The 17,674-nt window shown below is 42.8% G+C and carries 12 protein-coding genes; 11 read left to right on the plus strand and 1 reads right to left on the minus strand.

What is annotated here, in order from left to right:
- Window positions 1–61: 61 nt before the first annotated feature.
- The 8 genes from P8O16_RS11975 (at window position 62) to P8O16_RS12010 (ending at window position 12,569) form a co-directional block, all read left to right on the plus strand.
- Complete coding sequence (locus P8O16_RS11975) at window positions 62–1,450, plus strand: Gfo/Idh/MocA family oxidoreductase (protein WP_300315100.1); 1,389 nt, start codon at window positions 62–64, stop codon at window positions 1,448–1,450.
- A 185-nt stretch (window positions 1,451–1,635) separates the two neighbouring features.
- Window positions 1,636–3,864, plus strand: coding sequence for a cation-translocating P-type ATPase (locus tag P8O16_RS11980; protein ID WP_300315101.1), 2,229 nt, complete (start codon window positions 1,636–1,638; stop codon window positions 3,862–3,864).
- Between the two features lie 366 nt (window positions 3,865–4,230).
- Window positions 4,231–4,440 (plus strand): heavy-metal-associated domain-containing protein, encoded by a 210-nt coding sequence (locus P8O16_RS11985; protein WP_300315103.1) that lies wholly within the window; start codon window positions 4,231–4,233, stop codon window positions 4,438–4,440.
- A 19-nt stretch (window positions 4,441–4,459) separates the two neighbouring features.
- Window positions 4,460–4,957 (plus strand): CHY zinc finger protein, encoded by a 498-nt coding sequence (locus P8O16_RS11990; RefSeq protein WP_300315105.1) that lies wholly within the window; start codon window positions 4,460–4,462, stop codon window positions 4,955–4,957.
- 155 nt (window positions 4,958–5,112) lie between these two features.
- Window positions 5,113–5,529 carry a hypothetical protein gene (locus P8O16_RS11995; protein WP_300315107.1) on the plus strand — a complete coding sequence of 139 codons (417 nt, stop codon included), beginning with the start codon at window positions 5,113–5,115 and terminating at the stop codon, window positions 5,527–5,529.
- Between the two features lie 93 nt (window positions 5,530–5,622).
- Entirely contained in the window at window positions 5,623–9,435 is a 3,813-nt protein-coding gene (locus P8O16_RS12000; protein WP_300315109.1) for an efflux RND transporter permease subunit, read from the plus strand.
- Window positions 9,428–10,843, plus strand: a complete 1,416-nt coding sequence (locus P8O16_RS12005) for a TolC family protein (RefSeq protein ID WP_300315110.1) — start codon at window positions 9,428–9,430, stop codon at window positions 10,841–10,843. Before P8O16_RS12000 ends, P8O16_RS12005 begins: the two co-directional genes overlap by 8 nt.
- A gap of 4 nt (window positions 10,844–10,847) precedes the next feature.
- On the plus strand, window positions 10,848–12,569 hold the full coding sequence (locus P8O16_RS12010; RefSeq protein WP_300315112.1) for an efflux RND transporter periplasmic adaptor subunit: 1,722 nt from the start codon (window positions 10,848–10,850) through the stop codon (window positions 12,567–12,569).
- Window positions 12,570–12,722: 153 nt separating this feature from the next.
- Here P8O16_RS12010 and P8O16_RS12015 read toward each other — a convergent pair whose 3' ends face one another.
- Window positions 12,723–13,451, minus strand: coding sequence for an FkbM family methyltransferase (locus tag P8O16_RS12015; protein WP_300315114.1), 729 nt, complete (start codon window positions 13,449–13,451; stop codon window positions 12,723–12,725).
- A gap of 300 nt (window positions 13,452–13,751) precedes the next feature.
- Between P8O16_RS12015 and P8O16_RS12020 the strand changes: the two genes are divergently transcribed.
- The 3 genes from P8O16_RS12020 to P8O16_RS12030 all read left to right on the plus strand — a co-directional run bounded on the left by P8O16_RS12020 (window position 13,752) and on the right by P8O16_RS12030 (window position 17,580).
- The gene (locus P8O16_RS12020) at window positions 13,752–14,435 is read left to right on the plus strand and encodes a PepSY domain-containing protein (protein WP_300315116.1); all 684 of its coding nucleotides are present in this window, start codon (window positions 13,752–13,754) and stop codon (window positions 14,433–14,435) included.
- Between the two features lie 81 nt (window positions 14,436–14,516).
- Window positions 14,517–15,074, plus strand: coding sequence for a DUF3347 domain-containing protein (locus P8O16_RS12025; protein WP_300315119.1), 558 nt, complete (start codon window positions 14,517–14,519; stop codon window positions 15,072–15,074).
- 709 nt (window positions 15,075–15,783) lie between these two features.
- Window positions 15,784–17,580 carry a hypothetical protein gene (locus tag P8O16_RS12030; protein ID WP_300315122.1) on the plus strand — a complete coding sequence of 599 codons (1,797 nt, stop codon included), beginning with the start codon at window positions 15,784–15,786 and terminating at the stop codon, window positions 17,578–17,580.
- The last annotated feature ends 94 nt before the right edge of the window (window positions 17,581–17,674 follow it).

Here is a 17,674-nt window from a genome sequence, read left to right on the forward strand (position 1 = left end):
CATTGCCTTTTGGTGGAAAATGCCTGATCTTAAAGCGCTTTTAACCTTAAAACCCAAAATCATGAAAAATCAACGTAGAGACTTTCTAAAAAAGGCCTCTGGAAGTCTTGCTTTGGCCTCAATTGGTGCGGGGATCACAACCTCGGCTTCAGCGAAATCTATAGAACTCCAATCTCAAATCAAGACCTCCGCCAACGATAAAATCCTTATTGGACTAATCGGTGCTGGAATCATCGGTCATTACGATACTGACACCGCATTATTAGTAGAAGGTGTAGAATTGGTTGCTGCCTGCGATCTGTATCAAGGTCGAATTGAATATGCAAAGGAAAAATGGGGCAAAGACCTATTTACTACCATGGATTACCGAGAGCTGCTTGCACGTCCGGATATCGATGCAGTATTGATTTGCACTCCAGATCACTGGCATCAACGAATCGCTATTGATGCGATGAAAGCCGGAAAGCATGTCTATTGCGAAAAACCGATGGTACAGCGAATAGAAGACGGACAAGCAATCATCGACACACAAAAAGCTACCGGAAAAGTATTTCAAGTAGGAAGTCAGCGAGCAAGTTCGGTTGCAATTTTGGAAGCAAAAAAAGTCTTACAATCCGGCGCAATCGGAGACTTGACTTTCATTTCTGCCTATTGTGATCGAACGGATTCAAATGGAGCTTGGAATTATTCAATACCAACAGACGCTAGTCCTGAGACAGTAGATTTTGACACCTTTTTGGGCTACGCTCCAAAGATTCCTTTTGATGCCAAGCGCTTTTTCAGATGGAGAAATTACAAAGAGTATGGCACTGGAGCAGCTGGTGATTTGATCGTTCATCTACTCACATCTGTCCATACAATCACGGATTCTCATGGTCCAACAAAAATATTCAGCGCAGGTGATTTGAAATATTGGAAAGATGGTCGTGACGCCTACGATGTCATCAATGCCATTATGACCTATCCAAAAAATGAAAGGCATGACTCCTTTCAGGTCACTACTAGAGTCAATCTTTGCGATGGAGAAGGAAAAGGTGAGTTTGGAATGAAATTCGTCGGAACTGATGGGGTAATCACGATTGGTTGGAATGATTTCACCGTAAAAACCCTAAAAAGAAATCCAATTCCAGGATATGGTGGATATGATTCCTTTACGAGTTTCTCTGCCAAAGAAAAGAAGGATTTTGAAAAGTGGTATAAGGAAACTTACGGTACGAGTAAAGGTGGTGGTTATTCCCAAAACGAACCAACTTCCTTTGAAGCTCCAAAGGGTTACGATGATAGATTAGACCACTTTATCGTTTTCTTCAATGGAATTCGTGAAGGATCTCCAATCTTAGAAGATGCCTCCTTTGGACTTCGAACAGCAGCCCCTTCCCTAGCTTGCAATATGAGCATCGCACAGGAAAAACCGATTCTTTGGGATCCGGAAGGAATGAAGCTGATTTAATTAGAAAAAATGGAAATTCGGCCAACTTGATTCAATTCAGATTGGCCGAACTTTTTATCAGGTTTAGCGGGTTTGATAACTAGCTATTCGAAATAAAATGTCTCAAGAAATTCATATCAAAAACATGGTCTGCCTGCGCTGCATTGCTGCTGTGGTAGACATTTTGGATGAGTGTAATTTATCTTATGGAAACTGAAACTCAGCAGATCACCAAACGAACTTTTCCAGTCACAGGCATGACCTGTGCAGCTTGTGCTTCCAGCGTAGAGACGATTCTTCAATATACGGATGGAGTGAAATCAGCAAATGTGAACTTTGCGACCAACACTGTTCAGGTGGAATATTCTGATGAAATCAAGGCTGATGACCTAAATAATGCTTTAACAGCAATTGGTTATGGTCTGATTATTTCCGATGAAAACACTTCCAAAGTAGTAGCCGAAGCCCAAGCAGAGGAATATCAAAAAATCAAACTCCGCACGATTTGGTCAGCTATTCTGACTGTGCCAGTGGTTGTGTTTGGAATGTTTTTTATGGATTGGGAACCCGGAAGATGGATTTCCTTGGTTTTGACGATACCAGTTTTATTCTATTTCGGTCAGTCTTTTTTTATAGGTGCATGGAAGCAAGCTAAGTTTCGAAAGGCCAATATGGATACTTTGGTCGCGCTGAGTACAGGAATCGCATTCTTATTTAGTTTAGCAAATACCCTATTTCCTGAATTTTGGCTTTCAAGAGGTGTACAACCTCACGTGTATTATGAAGCGGCTACGGTAATTATCACTTTTATCACCTTAGGAAAACTGCTGGAAGCTCGTGCAAAATCGAATACTACCACAGCTCTGAAAAAGTTGATGGGGCTTCAGCCAAAAACCCTAAAAGCCAAAATTGATGGCAAGGAGCAGGAAATTCCGATCGAAGCTGTGCAAAAAGGCTATGAAATCATTGTGCGACCGGGAGAAAAAATCCCTGTTGATGGAAAGGTAATTTCCGGTCATTCCTTCGTGGATGAAAGTATGATTTCCGGAGAACCTTTGGCAGTCGAAAAGAAAGAAGGTGAAGTTGTATTTGCCGGAACAGTCAATCAGAAGGGCAGTTTTAGATTTATCGCAGAAAAAGTAGGTAGCGAAACCCTCCTATCTCAAATTATTCAGCGCGTACAGGAAGCTCAGGGAAGTAAAGCTCCTGTTCAGAAACTCGTAGACAAGATTGCTGGAATCTTTGTCCCGGTGGTAATCTCAATTTCCATCCTGACTTTCGCAGTATGGATGCTAGTGGGTGGTGAGGATGCATTCACACATGCTTTGATGAATTCAATTGCTGTTCTGGTCATAGCTTGTCCCTGTGCCTTGGGATTGGCTACGCCAACAGCGATTATGGTTGGAGTAGGAAAAGGAGCTGAAAATAATATCCTGATCAAGGATGCGGAAAGTCTGGAATTAGCACATAAAGTCAACGTGGTGATCTTGGATAAGACAGGGACAATTACCTCTGGTAAAACCAGTGTAACCAATCTGGAATGGACAACAGAAAGTGGAGAAGAGGATTTTGCGCCTATTTTGCTGGCTATTGAATCGGCTTCAGAGCACCCACTTGCTGAAGCGGTCGTTAAAACATTAACCGAGAAAAAAATCAGTCCGGCTACGATTCAGAGTTTTCAAAGCATCCCTGGAAATGGTGTAGAGGCTAAGTCGATATCAGGGGATCAATACTATGTTGGTAACCAAAAATTACTTTCCGGTAAAGGGATTGAATTAGATTCAGAATCCCTACGCATAGCTGAGACTTGGAGAAATAAAGCCAAAACAGTGGTTTTCTTTGCTGATGAATCAAAAGTGCTTGCTGTAATTGCCATCGCAGATACGATCAAACCAAGTTCAAAAGCTGCTATTGCAAGCTTGAAAAAAGAAGGAATTGAAGTTTATATGCTTACCGGAGATAATTCCCAAACTGCAAAAGCTGTAGCAGATCAAGTAGGATTGACAGATTTCAAAGCCGAGGTTTTACCTTCTGATAAATCTGAATTCATCAAGAAATTGCAGGCAGAGGGAAAGATCGTTGCAATGGTTGGGGATGGAATCAATGATTCTGAAGCTTTGGCACAAGCAGATGTCAGTATTGCTATGGGGCATGGATCTGATATTGCGATGGATGTCGCCAAGATGACGATCATCTCTTCCGATCTTCAGGTAATCCCAAAGGCGTTCAACCTCTCTAAACTGACTGTAAACGGAATCCATCAGAATCTTTTCTGGGCCTTTACCTATAACCTTATTGGTATTCCAATCGCTGCCGGAATCCTTTATCCGATCAACGGTTTCCTGTTGGATCCCATGATCGCCGGTGGCGCAATGGCTTTAAGTTCTGTGTCAGTAGTATTGAATAGTCTTCGTTTGAAGGGAAAAACCTTATAATTGATAATTTTAAATACGCTTCGCGAAATACTAAAATGAAATACGCTTTGCGAAATACTGGAATGAAATACGCTTCGCGAAATACTAAAATGAAATACGCTGCGCGAAATAGACTAAGTGATATACGCTTCGCGAAATAGGGTCTAAGCAATTTTTGGGGTTTTCTATTTCAACTCCTAAGGAGTTTTATTTCGATCGTATTTCTACAGTATTTCAATCTTATTTCTACTTATCACCTTAAAACCTTTCAACTTTACAACCTTAGAAACCAAACATGAAATCGAGCATGACTAAAAAGTCACACACTGGGATGATTATAAGCCTTGAGAGATTCCATATGACCGTTGAAAAACAAATTATAAACAGATGAAAACACAAAAATTCAAAACCAACATCAACTGCGGCAATTGCCTAGCAAAGGTCACTCCTATTCTCAATGCCGAGCCACGGGTCAAATCCTGGGAAGTAGATTTGAAAAGTGAAGATCGAATTCTAACTATAGAATCCGAAGACATGAGTGCTGAAGATGTATTCAAAACTGTAATCAAAGCTGGTTTTATCGCTAAACCAGAGTAGTTTTGAGCAAATTTCACCTATGAAAGCGCCACTCTTTTTCTTCTTGATCCTTTTCTCAGGACAAGTTCTAGCCCAGTCTTTGCCGCTTTTACCAGTGGTTCGATCTGAGATCAAAGGCATTAATATCTATGGCAAGCCGGTTGATCAGCAGACCCGCTGTCAGCATTGGCATTCGGATTTGGATATTATCGCAATCAAATTTCATTGCTGCGATAAGTATTATCCTTGCTTCAGTTGTCATGAGGAAACAGCCGATCATCAGCCTTCCGTCTGGCCAAAAGCTGAATTTGATACCAAAGCGATCCTTTGTGGGGTATGTGGAACAGAGTTGAGCATTACAGACTATCAGAACTCTAACAATACTTGTCCAAATTGTAAATCTGCTTTCAATCCCGGATGTAGCAAACATTACCACTTGTATTTTGAAACAGAAGTGCAGTTGCCAGTCAACAGTCCACAGACGATAGTCGACAGCCATTTGAAATTAGTTCAAGGGACTGAAGTTGGTAAAAATTAGAAATGATTCAGATTGAAATGTTCTCACTCGTAAAGGCATGCTAGTAGGTTGTGGATCGTGGTCTGTTGACATTTCATCTACCAATCGACATCGGACATCTAGCACCAAACATTCCATATCCAACTCTTTCCCAATAATTCCGTAAGTTTGAACTGTTGAAAAAGATTCTTTCCATAGCGTTTTCTCTTCTGATCCTCCTCAGCAATGTTGGATTAGCCAAAACTATTCATCTCTGCATGGGTACTGAGATGGAGAGCGCAATTGGATTTTCAACCACTGAGATCGAGTGCGAGATGGCTAAAAAGAAGCCTAACTGTCATTCTGAACCAGAATCTTCTTCGCACGAAGAAAATGATTGCTGTGATGAGCAGTTTGAGTTATTGGTTTTAGACCAAGATCTTCAGAAGGCTCAAATAGCCTTGGATTACTCACCTGAGTTTGTGGTTTCTCTGGTTTATACCTTCTTGGGTATTTCTTTTTTCCCAATTGAAAACCATACTAATTACCAAGATTACCCTCCCCCTATTCTGAGGCAAGACCTCCAAGTACTTCACCAATCCTTCTTAATTTAATCTTTCCGGTAGCCCAATTCAGCTGAGTTGGGAGAATAAGCTTTTGCCTGTTTGGGCAAAGGATTCTTTCTATTTCGTTTACCGGATCTGATTATGCTAAATAAAATCATCAAGTTTTTTCTTGAAAACAAACTAGTCACTGTACTCTTACTCCTGCTTATCATAGCTTGGGGAGTAGTGACAGCTCCATTCAATTGGGATACAGGATTTCTCCCAAGAGATCCTGTGCCAGTGGATGCCATTCCCGATATCGGAGAAAATCAACAAATCGTCTTTACAGAATGGATGGGACGATCCCCACAGGATGTGGAAGATCAAATTACCTATCCACTCACCACTTCGCTTTTGGGTTTGCCAGGGGTGAAAAGTGTCAGAAGTAGTTCGGCATTTGGCTTCTCCAGTATCTACATCATTTTTGATGAGGACACCGAATTCTACTGGAGCCGATCTCGGGTGCTTGAAAAGCTCAATTCCCTCCCATCAGGATTATTACCGGAAGATGTGCAACCCAAACTCGGACCAGATGCCACCGCGCTTGGTCAGGTATTTTGGTACACACTGGAAGGTAGGGATGCAGATGGAAATCCTGCTGGAGGCTGGGATTTGCATGAATTGAGAACGATTCAGGATTACTATGTTCGTTATTCTTTGACAGCTGTTGAAGGTGTCTCTGAGGTAGCTTCGGTCGGTGGTTATGTCAAGGAATACCAAGTGGACGTAGATCCTGCTGCTTTGAAAGCAAATGGAGTAACTCTGATGGATGTGATGCAGGCGGTTCGAAAAAGTAATCTGGACGTCAGTGCCAATACCATCGAAGTCAATAGAGTAGATTACTTCGTGCGAGGTCTTGGCTATGTGGAAGAACTCTCGGATCTGGATATGGCCGTGGTCAAAGTCACCAACAATGTCCCGATTCGAATCAAGGATATCGCCAAAGTCAACATCGGTCCACAGGTCCGAAATATGGGCGGAATCTTGGATAAATCAGGCGCTGAAGCCGTGGGTGGAGTAGTCATCGCCAGATATGGAGACAATCCGCTGGCTGTAATTCAAGGTGTAAAAGCTGAAATCGAAAAACTTTCTGAAGGCTTACCTTCCAAAACCTTAGCAGATGGTCGGGTTTCAAAAGTTACCATCGTGCCTTTCTACGATAGATCTGGTTTGATTTTCGAAACACTTGGCACCCTTTACGAAGCCATTTCACTCCAAATCCTAATCACCATTATTGTGATCGTGGTAATGGTTTCGAATCTCCGAGCATCATTCCTGATTTCTGCGTTATTGCCTTTGGCAGTGCTGATGTGCTTCATCTTCATGAAATACTTCGGCGTGGATGCCAATATTGTAGCGCTTTCAGGTATCGCCATTGCGATTGGAACCATGGTGGATTTGGGAATAATTCTCAATGAGAATGTCCTCCGCCATTTGGAAGATGCTCCTGAAGGTCAGTCTAAATTGAAAACGATTTACTTGGCAACAACCGAAGTTGCCTCAGCTATTCTTACTGCGGTCAGTACGACTATTGTCAGCTTTCTACCTGTATTCACACTTCAAGCTGCCGAAGGAAAGCTCTTTGGACCTTTGGCTTACACCAAATCTTTTGCACTGATTTCAGCATTGATCTTTACATTATTGATCATGCCGGCCTTTTCACATTGGATTTTTTCCCTGAAAAGTGCCAGTAAACAAAGAAGCCTTTACTTGAACATCGCCTTGGTAGTTCTTGGCCCAATCATCGCTTTTACAGTTTGGGCATGGGCTGGCTGGGTTTTGTTTGCCTTTGGCGTAGCTAATTTGCTGATCAACTATTATCCAGAGCGGGTTGGGAAATATCAGGATTATATCCGCGTAGGCATCACAGTGATTGCAATTTCCTGGTTGCTGACTATTAAATGGCTCCCTCTAGGTGTTTCCAATAGCCTTTTTTCCAACTTCTTATTTATTGGATTAATCATCGGTTTAGTCTTAGGCGCCTTCACGATTTTTCTTCGCTACTATCCCCAAATCCTCCTTTGGTGCCTCAATAACAAAGGAAAATTCCTGATCCTTCCGATTGTTATTCTGCTTCTTGGGGTAAATGTCTGGCTTGGATTTGACCGAGTTTTCGGAGTAGTTTCAAATGCTTCAGATAAAATTGGCTGGAATCTTCGATCCACCAGCTTTTGGTCTGGCTTGAGCCATAGCTTCCCCGGCCTAGGGAAAGAATTTATGCCTTCGCTAAATGAAGGTTCTTTTCTCTTGATGCCGACGACTATGCCGCATTCCGGAATGGCGGAAAATCGGGAAGTCCTTCAAAAATTAGATATGCTGGTAACAGCAATTCCAGAAGTTGATTTGGTAGTAGGAAAGGCTGGCCGGGCAGAAACTGCCATTGATCCAGCACCGATTTCCATGTTTGAAAATACCATAAACTACAAATCTGAATACGCCACAGATGCTGACGGAAATAGACTTCGATATAAGGTCAATTCAGATGGTTTCTATGAATTGAAATCGGGTGATTTCTATGATCCAAGCCTGAATACGCCTAATAAAGTCAAGTCTTCCGACTTGATTCCAGATGACAATGGGGAATATTTTCGTCAGTGGCGATCTCAAATCAAATCTCCTGATGATATCTGGGAAGAAATTATCGGAGTCATCAATATCCCAGGAGTCACCTCTTCCCCTAAGCTTCAACCGATCGAGACAAGATTGGTGATGCTTCAAACTGGTATGCGAGCTCCGATGGGAATCAAAGTATATGGCCCTGATCTTCAAACCATCGAGGAATTTGGGATGAAGCTGGAAGGATACCTCAAGGAAGTTCCTTCAGTGAAGAAAGAGGCTGTCTTTGCCGATCGAATTGTAGGCAAACCTTACCTCGAACTCGATATCGATCGTGAGCAAATTTCCCGATACGGAATGAATGTCGTGGACGTGCAGGACTTTATCGAAACGGCAATCGGTGGCATGAAACTCAGTACGACTGTCGAAGGTCGAGAGCGATTCCCGATTCGTGTACGCTATGCACGTGAGTTCCGCGACGATCCTGCGGCAATCGCAAGCATCCAAGTACCGACACCACTTGGAAGCTATATTCCTTTGGGACAATTGGCCAATATCACCTATAGAGCAGGACCGGATATGATTCGGGCAGAAAATAGCTTTCTCGTGGGTTATGTGCTACTGGATAAAATGCCAGGATTTGCAGAGGTAACGGTCGTTGAGGATGCGCAGCGCTACCTGAAAAGTAAGATTGATTCCGGTGAATTGGTCGTGCCAGCTGGGGTTCGTTATGTCTTCTCGGGTTCCTATGAAAATCAATTACGTGCAGAGCAGCGATTGGCGATTGTTGTTCCACTCTGTCTGATCGCGATTTTCCTGATTCTCTATTTCCAGTTCAAATCCATTTCCACCACTGTATTTGTATTCTCAGGGATCGCAATGGCTTTTTCCGGAGGATTCTTGATGCTCTGGTTTTATGGACAGGATTGGTTTCTCAACTTCTCTTTTATGGGAACAGAGATGCGGGATCTCTTTCAGATGAAAACCTACAACTTGAGTGTGGCAGTTTGGGTAGGATTTATCGCCCTGTTCGGAATCGCTACGGATGATGGTGTGGTTGTCGCTTCTTATTTGAAGCAAAGCTTCGAATCCAATAGTCCCGAAACGGTGAAGGAGATCAGAGAAGCCGTCTTAGAAGCCGGTAAAAAGCGAGTGCTTCCTTGTCTGATGACCACCGCCACTACCCTACTGGCTTTGATCCCAGTACTCTCTTCCTCAGGTCGAGGTTCCGATATTATGATTCCTATGGCGATTCCTTCTTTTGGAGGAATGACCATCGAATTGATCACTCTTTTCCTTGTCCCAGTGCTCTATAGCTGGTGGGCTGAGCGGAAATTAAATAAGAAAAAAAATGACTAAGCTACTCTTAACCTTAGTGCTACTGGCTGGATTTGGGTCGGTTTCACTTGCGCAAAGTTTGGATGACTACCTCATCAAAGCTGCCGAAAATAATCCTGAGTTGAAGGCTGCTTACAATAACTACTTGGCTGCTTCAGAGCGGGGAAATCAAGTCAGTCTTCCTGATCCGGAACTTCAGGTTGGATTCTTCTTTCGTCCGATGGAGCGATTCATGGGAAATCAGCAGGCAGATATCCGACTGATGCAAATGTTTCCTTGGTTTGGAACGCTGAAAACACAAGAATCTGAAGCTAATCAAATGGCTTTGGCCCGATACCAGCTTTTCTTGAATGCTAAAAACAACTTGTTCTATCAATTTAGAATTGCCTGGTATGCCCTGGCAGAATTGCAGCAGGAAATCAGAATCACTGAAGAAAACCTGGAAATTCTTCGCAAATACGAGCGAATGGCTTTGATCCGCTTTGAAAGCGCATCTTCTTCGGCCGCCGGTCCAAATTCGACTCCAATGGCATCGTCCTCAAACTCCAGCGTTTCCGCAGGTGCAGGAGGAATGAATGCGATGAGCAATTCATCCCAAAGCATGTCAAGTTCAAGCAAAAGCTCGGGAATGTCAAGCCCTTCTGAGATGAGTGCCACTGGACCGGGAATGACGGATGTGCTTCGAATTCGAATGCAAATCAATGTGTTAGAAAATGATTTACAATTACTTGAAGCAAACAAACTCCCGCTTCAAGTGGAGCTGAATAAGCTGATGAATGGAGATCTAGACTCGGAAATCGCTAACCCTGAGCCCTTGTTGCCTTTCGAACTGAGTATCGACAAGCAACTTATCCTAGATAGTATCAGCGCAAACAATCCCATGCTCGCCATGTATGATGCTGAGCTGATGGCGTTGGAATCTCAAAAGGAAATGGCAAAACTTGATGGTAGACCCATGCTCGGAGCAGGAGTAAATTACATGCCTTTCAAACCTCGAATCGAAGATGGCATGTCCATGGGTGGTAATGATATGATCATGCCCATGGTGACTATGAGCCTTCCGATCTACCGAAAGAAAACCAATGCCAGGATCAAAGAAGCTGAACTGCTTCAGGAATCTGTTCGATTCAAAAAAGAAAACACCTTGAATCAATTGGAGATTGCTTGGTCAAAAGCGATCCGGGATTTTGAAGATGCGAATCGGAAAGTCACCCTCTATGACTCACAATTGGAACTGGCAAAGCAAAACTTAAGCTTACTACTCACCGCCTATGCCACCAATGGCCAAGATTTCGAAGAAGTACTTCGTGCCCAGCAATTAGTGTTGGATTATGAATTTTCGAAAATCGCTGCCATCACCAAACAACATAATGCGATAGCCATGCTGGATATGCTTTCAGCTGCTTCGCTTCACTCTTATTCTAATTAATCACATGGAAACTCAAACTAGAAAGTCATACCTATTTGGCGGATTGATCCTTTTAATCGGGATCAGCATCGGCTGGTTGATCAGTCCATCCGAACCAAAAGTTGCGGATGATGCACATGAGCATGGCGTGGAAGCTTTGGCAAATCAACTTTGGACTTGCTCTATGCATCCTCAGATTAAATTGAATGAGCCCGGAGATTGTCCTATTTGTGGGATGGATTTGATTCCGCTGGTTTCAGGAAACAGGTCTGGATCTTCCAACCCAATGGTTCATGAAATGACTCCGGAAGCCATTGCCATGGCAAATATCCAGACGACCATCGTAGGTGCAATGACCAGTGATGGAGAATTAAGCCTAACCGGAAAAATCGAAGCAGATGAGCGCCAAAACGCATCAGTAACTGCTAAGTTTCCCGGAAGAATTGAAAAGCTCTTTGTCAGCTTTACCGGAGAGAAAGTCAAGGTTGGACAGCGACTTGCCACCGTCTATTCTCCAGAATTAGTGACCGCTCAGAAAGAACTCTTGGAAGCAGCAAAGACCAAACAGACTTTCCCTGAACTGTATCAGGCAGCGCTGGAGAAACTCCGACTTTGGAAATTGACTGAGGCTCAAATTTCCAACATTGAAAATTCAGGGACAGCAATCACAGCTTTTGAGATCCTAGCCAGTCATAGCGGAATTGTCACCCAGCGGAATATTGCTGTTGGGGACTATGTCAATACCGGAACTGTGCTTTTCAATGTAGTTGACCTGGATAAAATCTGGGTTATGCTTGATGCCTACGAATCTGACTTGCCACTGGTCGCAGTCGGCAATCCGATTTCGTTCACGGCAGCAGGAATTCCAGGGCAAACTTTTACCGCAAAAGTCACTTACATCGATCCAATTATTAATCCCGCAACTCGTGCAGCATCGCTACGAGCAGAGCTGGCAAATCCGAACGGAAAGCTTTTGCCGGAAATGTTTGTTTCTGCAAAAGTGAAAACAAATTCCAAAGCACAGAACGCATCCATAGCAATTCCTCGAACTGCTTTGCTTTGGTCTGGTAAGCGTTCCATAGTCTATGTGAAAGTTCCCAATGCCGAATACCCTTCTTTTGAGATGCGGGAAATTACTATTGGCTCCAAAATTGGTGAAATGTACAGCGTAGAGGCTGGTTTGGAAGCCGGCGAAGAGATTGTTACCAATGGTGTATTTGCCATTGATGCAGCATCACAATTAGCGGGAGGTTATAGCATGATGAATCGCCCAGAGAACAAAAAGATAGAAGTTTCTACTATTTTCCAGTCTCAACTCACCCAGTTAACCGAGGAATATTTCAAAGTGAAAAACAGCTTGGTTAGTGATGATGCTTTAGCCACTCAAAAGGCAGCAGCTGCTGTACAAAGTAGCCTTTCTAAAGTGGATATGAGTTTGGTCAAAGGTCCTGCCCATGATCAATGGATGGTGATTCGAAGCGAAATCCAAAAAGCTGCAGGGATGATCACAAAGGAGTCTGAAATCGCAAATCAACGCCGGCATTTCTCTCCACTTTCCCAAGCATTTCTGGAGTTAACAGAGACTTTTGGATTGACAAAAGACAAGGTATATAAGGAATATTGCCCGATGGCTTTTGATGACAAAGGAGCTTATTGGCTTAGTGAATCTGAAGAAATTCGTAACCCCTACTTTGGAAAATCCATGTTGGCTTGCGGAGAAGTGACAGAGACATTTTTGCGGAAATAGGCAGTGGGCAGTGAGCAGTGGGCAGTAATCAGTTGGCAGTAAGCAGTGGCAGTAAGCAGTGGCAGAGGTCCAAATTATTTAAGTGAAGAATTTTCAATCTGCTTTCCATGCAAATTTCTAACTCTTGGGCTCACTGAGGTTTACCTTAGGAATTTATGCCGTTCGAACAAAGTAGGCGTTGAAAGTTGCATAATATTTCAGTGAATATCCATAAGATTGAAGGTATAAGATTACTTCATCCGACTTCAAAAAGTCAGGATCCAGAGAAAAAGAATGCATCTCAATGACAATAACTCTTGGTTGATATTGCTCTAAATCAATTGACTTCAAAACTTTGAAATCATAGCCTTCGACGTCAATAGAAAGCAGATGAATCGCTTGTCCTTTTGGTAAATTGCTATCCAAAATTTCATTCAGCGTTCTGGTTTTCAGGTTTTGTTTATCCCCAAATTCCCAACGCTTAGAGTTGTTAATCATGACCTCTTTACTGGCTGTACTAACCCTGTTTTCCTTTGAAATATAAAAAGTCACTTCCTCCACTTCGTCAGAGACGAGACTGCAAATAGAAATATCTCTTGTTCTGATTTTTTTGTGTTTATCGATCAATGATTTATTGCCATCAATGCAAATCCCCGAACCTCCATTCAAATAAAAAAGAAAAGTATTTGAGTCATGAATAGGGTCATTACAGCCCACATCTATGTAAAAAAGATCGTTATCACGGATATCACGGAGAAGCATATATAAGATCATATCCTCCCCGGTTTGTGAGAAAACAAACTTAGTCTTCAAGTTGAAAAGTCTTCTAAATCCTATGAGAATTAAAAACTTCAGGTAAACCCAGGTTCCGGCGGACTTTATAAGCTTATGTATTTTTATCATAAAAGAGATTTTCTAGCATTAATCATTTAAAAATTCACCTCACTGCAAATTTTACGACCGTTAAAATTAGCAATCTTTTAAAGTGATTCTCAAAATAGGTATTTCTAGCCCAAGGACTCCACAAACTTTAAATCTCCTTCAATTTTCTTACGCTCAGGAATCTCCCGATTAGATAATCCTTTCTGATTTAAAAGCTTTTTCGCTGTCATCCTTTGATGAAATACTTTTGAGCATAGCATTTTAACTTTAGGCATTCTAACCTTTCTTTGTGCAGCTTAGCTTGTACTTCAGGATCAATTCATGAAAAAAAACAATCAATACTTCGCTCGTAAAATTCATCGATTCCTGGGAGTATTTATCGGTATTCAATTCCTTCTCTGGACGATTTCCGGTTTGTATTTCAGTTGGACCGATATCGATGAGATTCATGGAGACCAATTTCACGAGACGCATATGATGCATCAATCGGCCAGCGATCTGGTGAATCCTGCTTCATTGGATTCTACGCTTGAAATCTCGACCATGGAACTCCGCTTTGTGATCCATCAGCCTTATTATTGGGTGAATGAAAAACAACTTTACGATGCTAAAACCGGCGCGCCTCATGGAGAAATCTCCGAAGCCGAAGCCAAAGAAATTGCTCAAATCTACATCAAGGGCGAATATGGAATTCGCAAAGCGGAATACCTGGCTGAAACCGGTTCGCACCACGAGTACCGAGGTCGTCCCCTACCCGCTTGGGCGATCCATTTTGAGCATCCTGAGAACCTAACCGCCTATATCGATGCCAAGAGTGGAAACTTTGAACGGGTACGTCACCGAAGCTGGCGCTGGTTTGACTTCCTCTGGATGTTCCATACCATGGACTATGCCGGCAGGGACAATTTCAACAATCTCCTGCTTCGTGTGTTTTCATTGGCGGGATTGGCAGCGGTTGGCTCTGGGTTTACCTTGTTTTTTATGACGAGGAAAAAAAGAAAATAAGCCCCGATAGCTATCGGGGGAGATTAAGAGCTCCTCAATTGTGGGGAAATTGTAAACGAATAGAAAATAAACACTTATAAAATGACAAATTTAAAAAACACCCTTTTGCTGGCCTGTGCGGTAAGTTTGACTTTTGCCTGCTCGGAGAAAACTTCAAACCAAGAAGAAAACATACAAGAATTACATGAGGCTGAATCCAGCGAATCAACGGAGTCTATTCCTGCTGCCTCGGTATCATTTAGCAACGAAGGAACTACTGCTATCATCAATTCCTACTTGGACCTGAAAGATCAACTCGTAGCTACTGACGGTGAAAAAGCCAGTGCCGAAGCAAAGAACCTTCTTTCAGTTTTAGAGAATTCCCAGATTCAAAGCAAGGAGAATCTGAAGGTGGCTGTGGAACAAATCGCTAATTCTACTGATCCAGAAGTGCAGCGTGTGGCTTTTGACCTCCTATCCCAACAAATCTTGATTTTGGCGAAAAGCGAAATGTTAACAGAAGGGAAATTGTACAAGCAATTCTGTCCTATGGCTAAAAACAATGAAGGAGCTTTCTGGCTCAGTGCTTCAGATCAAATCAGAAATCCATATTTCGGTGACAAAATGCTGACTTGCGGTTCGGTTGAGGAAGAGATTTAATCGTCAATCTGATTTTAAATTACCAATTCAAATAAAAGCGTAGCCCTGAAGCGATTCGGGGCTTCGCTTTTTTGATTTTGGAGGTCGGTTTTACCAACGCTGTTCGACATTTGCACTGTCGAACCTTGATCTTAGGATTTTGAATCCGAATAAAAAATCCCTTTCCGTAGCTCCTTGGAAATAGAATTTCCCTAATCGTAGTCCATTATAGGAACCGGGATGTATGCTTGCTTATTTCTTGGGAGTAGTACTCTTTGCTCAGCTCTAAAAAAATCGGTTCCTCCACACCATAAAACAGATCAAGTATCACCCATTGCATTCCGATAATTGTCGCGGATCCCGCCTAGGCAAATTGACTGGTCCCAGAAGGGCTAGTTCAAACTTTCTTAATTCTTACCTAACAATTTTTCTAATCGGTTCTTTCTGAAACTAATTCTTCTTATATCTTTAGGAAGTTCTTTTTTACTAACGTTTTTTCATGACTGTTTCCTAATACTTACAAAGCATCAATACCCGATATAAGCTTGGACATGCCACTGAACATACCTTCAGAGGCGATCTTCAACACCTCATCGAGTCACTTGTTCCGAATATCTCCGCTACCAACGAACCTAAGCGCCAAGCTTGCGGTGCGCCGGATTACATTCTGACAAATAAAAAGGAAATCCCTGTCGGCTTCATCGAAGCAAAGGATATAGGAGATTCAGATTTGACTGGTGCCAAAAAGAATGGAAATAAAGAACAATTTGACCGATACAAGGGCTCGCTGGACAATCTGATCTTTACCGATTACTTGGATTTCTATTATTACAAAAACGGGGAACTGGTGTCTTCTATCCGCATCGGCGTAGTGGATAATGGTAAAATCCTTCCGCTTCCACATAATTTCCCTACCTTCGAACTCCTGATCAGGGACTTTACCACGCACATCAGCCAAAGCATCAAAAGCCCGAAGAAACTCGCCGAGATGATGGCGGGCAAAGCGCGGATGCTGGCCAATGTTATCGAGAATTCCCTCAATTCCGATGAGATCAATCAGGAAAATTCTACCCTGCGGGAGCAGATGAATGCCTTCAAGGAAATCCTGATTCACGACATTACGGCAAAGGAATTTTCGGATGTCTATGCCCAGACGATCTCCTACGGGATGTTTGCGGCGCGGCTTTACGATGAATCACTGGATACCTTTTCCCGTCAGGAAGCTGCCGAACTGATCCCCAAGTCCAATCCTTTTCTGCGAAAGCTTTTCCAATACATCGCCGGCTACGACCTGGACGATCGGATCAAATGGATCGTGGATGCGCTGGCGGATATCTTCCGGGCGGCGGATGTGAATGCCATTCTGAGCAACTTTGGCAAGGCTACCCAGACCGAGGATCCCATCATCCACTTTTACGAGACGTTCCTGAGTACCTACGATCCCAAGCTGCGCAAAGCCCGGGGCGTATGGTACACCCCGCATCCCGTGGTGAATTTTATCATCCGTGCCGTGGATGATATTCTGATCGATGAGTTTGACCTGCCGATGGGACTGGCGGATACCTCCAAAACCACCATCAAAGTGCCCATCGCGACGCATGACAAGCGCTTCTCCGGAGGAATGCGCGAAGTGGATCAGGAAGTACATCGGGTACAGTTCCTCGATCCTGCTACTGGCACAGGAACTTTTGTGGCCGAGGCGATCAAGCATATTTACTCCAAATTCAAAGGACAGCAGGGCCTCTGGAATTCCTATGTGGAAAATCACCTGCTGCCCCGCATCAACGGCTTCGAACTTCTGATGGCATCCTATGCCATGGCACATCTGAAGCTGGATCTGCTGCTGAAGCAAACGGGCTACACCGGCACCAAAGGTCAGCGATTCCGAATCTATCTCACCAATTCCCTAGAGGAATACCACAAGGATACAGGTACACTCTTTGCCAACTGGCTTTCTGCCGAAGCCAACGAAGCCAATCAGATTAAACGCGATGCGCCAGTGATGATCGTGGCAGGAAATCCGCCATATAGCGGAGAAAGTGCGAATAAAGGCGAGTGGATTATGAATCTGATGGAGGATTATAAAAAGGAACCAGGGGGAAAGGAAAAACTCAAAGAGCAAAACTCAAAGTTCATCAATGACGACTATGTGAAGTTTATCCGCTATGGACAGCATTTTATTGAGAAAAATGGAAGCGGAATCCTAGCCTTTATTAATCCTCATGGATTTTTGGATAATCCTACTTTCCGGGGAATGCGATGGAATCTGCTAAAAACCTTTGATAAAATCTATTCGATTGATTTGCATGGAAATAGTAAGAAAAAAGAAACATCTCCTGATGGATCGAAAGATGAAAATGTTTTTGATATTCAACAAGGTGTTTCAATTAATATGCTTATTAAAACAGGGAAAAAGAATACAGCTGATTTAGGCAATGTATATTTATTTGATTTATTTGGAAAAAGAGATGAAAAATATAATTTCTTGTCAAACACTTTATTAAAAGAGGTTCTACCCTTAAGTTAGTGGGGATATAAGTTTAATCCTCCGTGGAAAAAGAGGATTGCACTTCTAAAGTTGGTAAAAGTTCTATAGCCTTTACCTACAGTTTTGAGCTCTT

It is taken from the genome of Algoriphagus sp. (genome assembly GCF_029254265.1).
Classification (GTDB): Bacteria; Bacteroidota; Bacteroidia; order Cytophagales; family Cyclobacteriaceae; genus Algoriphagus.

What these genes read in the sequence shown, in the direction of transcription:
- P8O16_RS11975 (WP_300315100.1), top strand. Translation starts at nt 62, where the DNA reads ATGAAAAATCAACGTAGAGACTTTCTAAAAAAGGCCTCTGGAAGTCTT.
- P8O16_RS12020 (WP_300315116.1), top strand. Translation starts at nt 13,752, where the DNA reads ATGAAAAAAAACAATCAATACTTCGCTCGTAAAATTCATCGATTCCTG.
- P8O16_RS12005 (WP_300315110.1), top strand. Translation starts at nt 9,428, where the DNA reads ATGACTAAGCTACTCTTAACCTTAGTGCTACTGGCTGGATTTGGGTCG.
- P8O16_RS11990 (WP_300315105.1), top strand. Translation starts at nt 4,460, where the DNA reads ATGAAAGCGCCACTCTTTTTCTTCTTGATCCTTTTCTCAGGACAAGTT.
- P8O16_RS12025 (WP_300315119.1), top strand. Translation starts at nt 14,517, where the DNA reads ATGACAAATTTAAAAAACACCCTTTTGCTGGCCTGTGCGGTAAGTTTG.
- P8O16_RS12000 (WP_300315109.1), top strand. Translation starts at nt 5,623, where the DNA reads ATGCTAAATAAAATCATCAAGTTTTTTCTTGAAAACAAACTAGTCACT.
- P8O16_RS12010 (WP_300315112.1), top strand. Translation starts at nt 10,848, where the DNA reads ATGGAAACTCAAACTAGAAAGTCATACCTATTTGGCGGATTGATCCTT.
- P8O16_RS11980 (WP_300315101.1), top strand. Translation starts at nt 1,636, where the DNA reads ATGGAAACTGAAACTCAGCAGATCACCAAACGAACTTTTCCAGTCACA.
- P8O16_RS11985 (WP_300315103.1), top strand. Translation starts at nt 4,231, where the DNA reads ATGAAAACACAAAAATTCAAAACCAACATCAACTGCGGCAATTGCCTA.
- P8O16_RS12015 (WP_300315114.1), bottom strand. Translation starts at nt 13,451, where the DNA reads ATGATAAAAATACATAAGCTTATAAAGTCCGCCGGAACCTGGGTTTAC.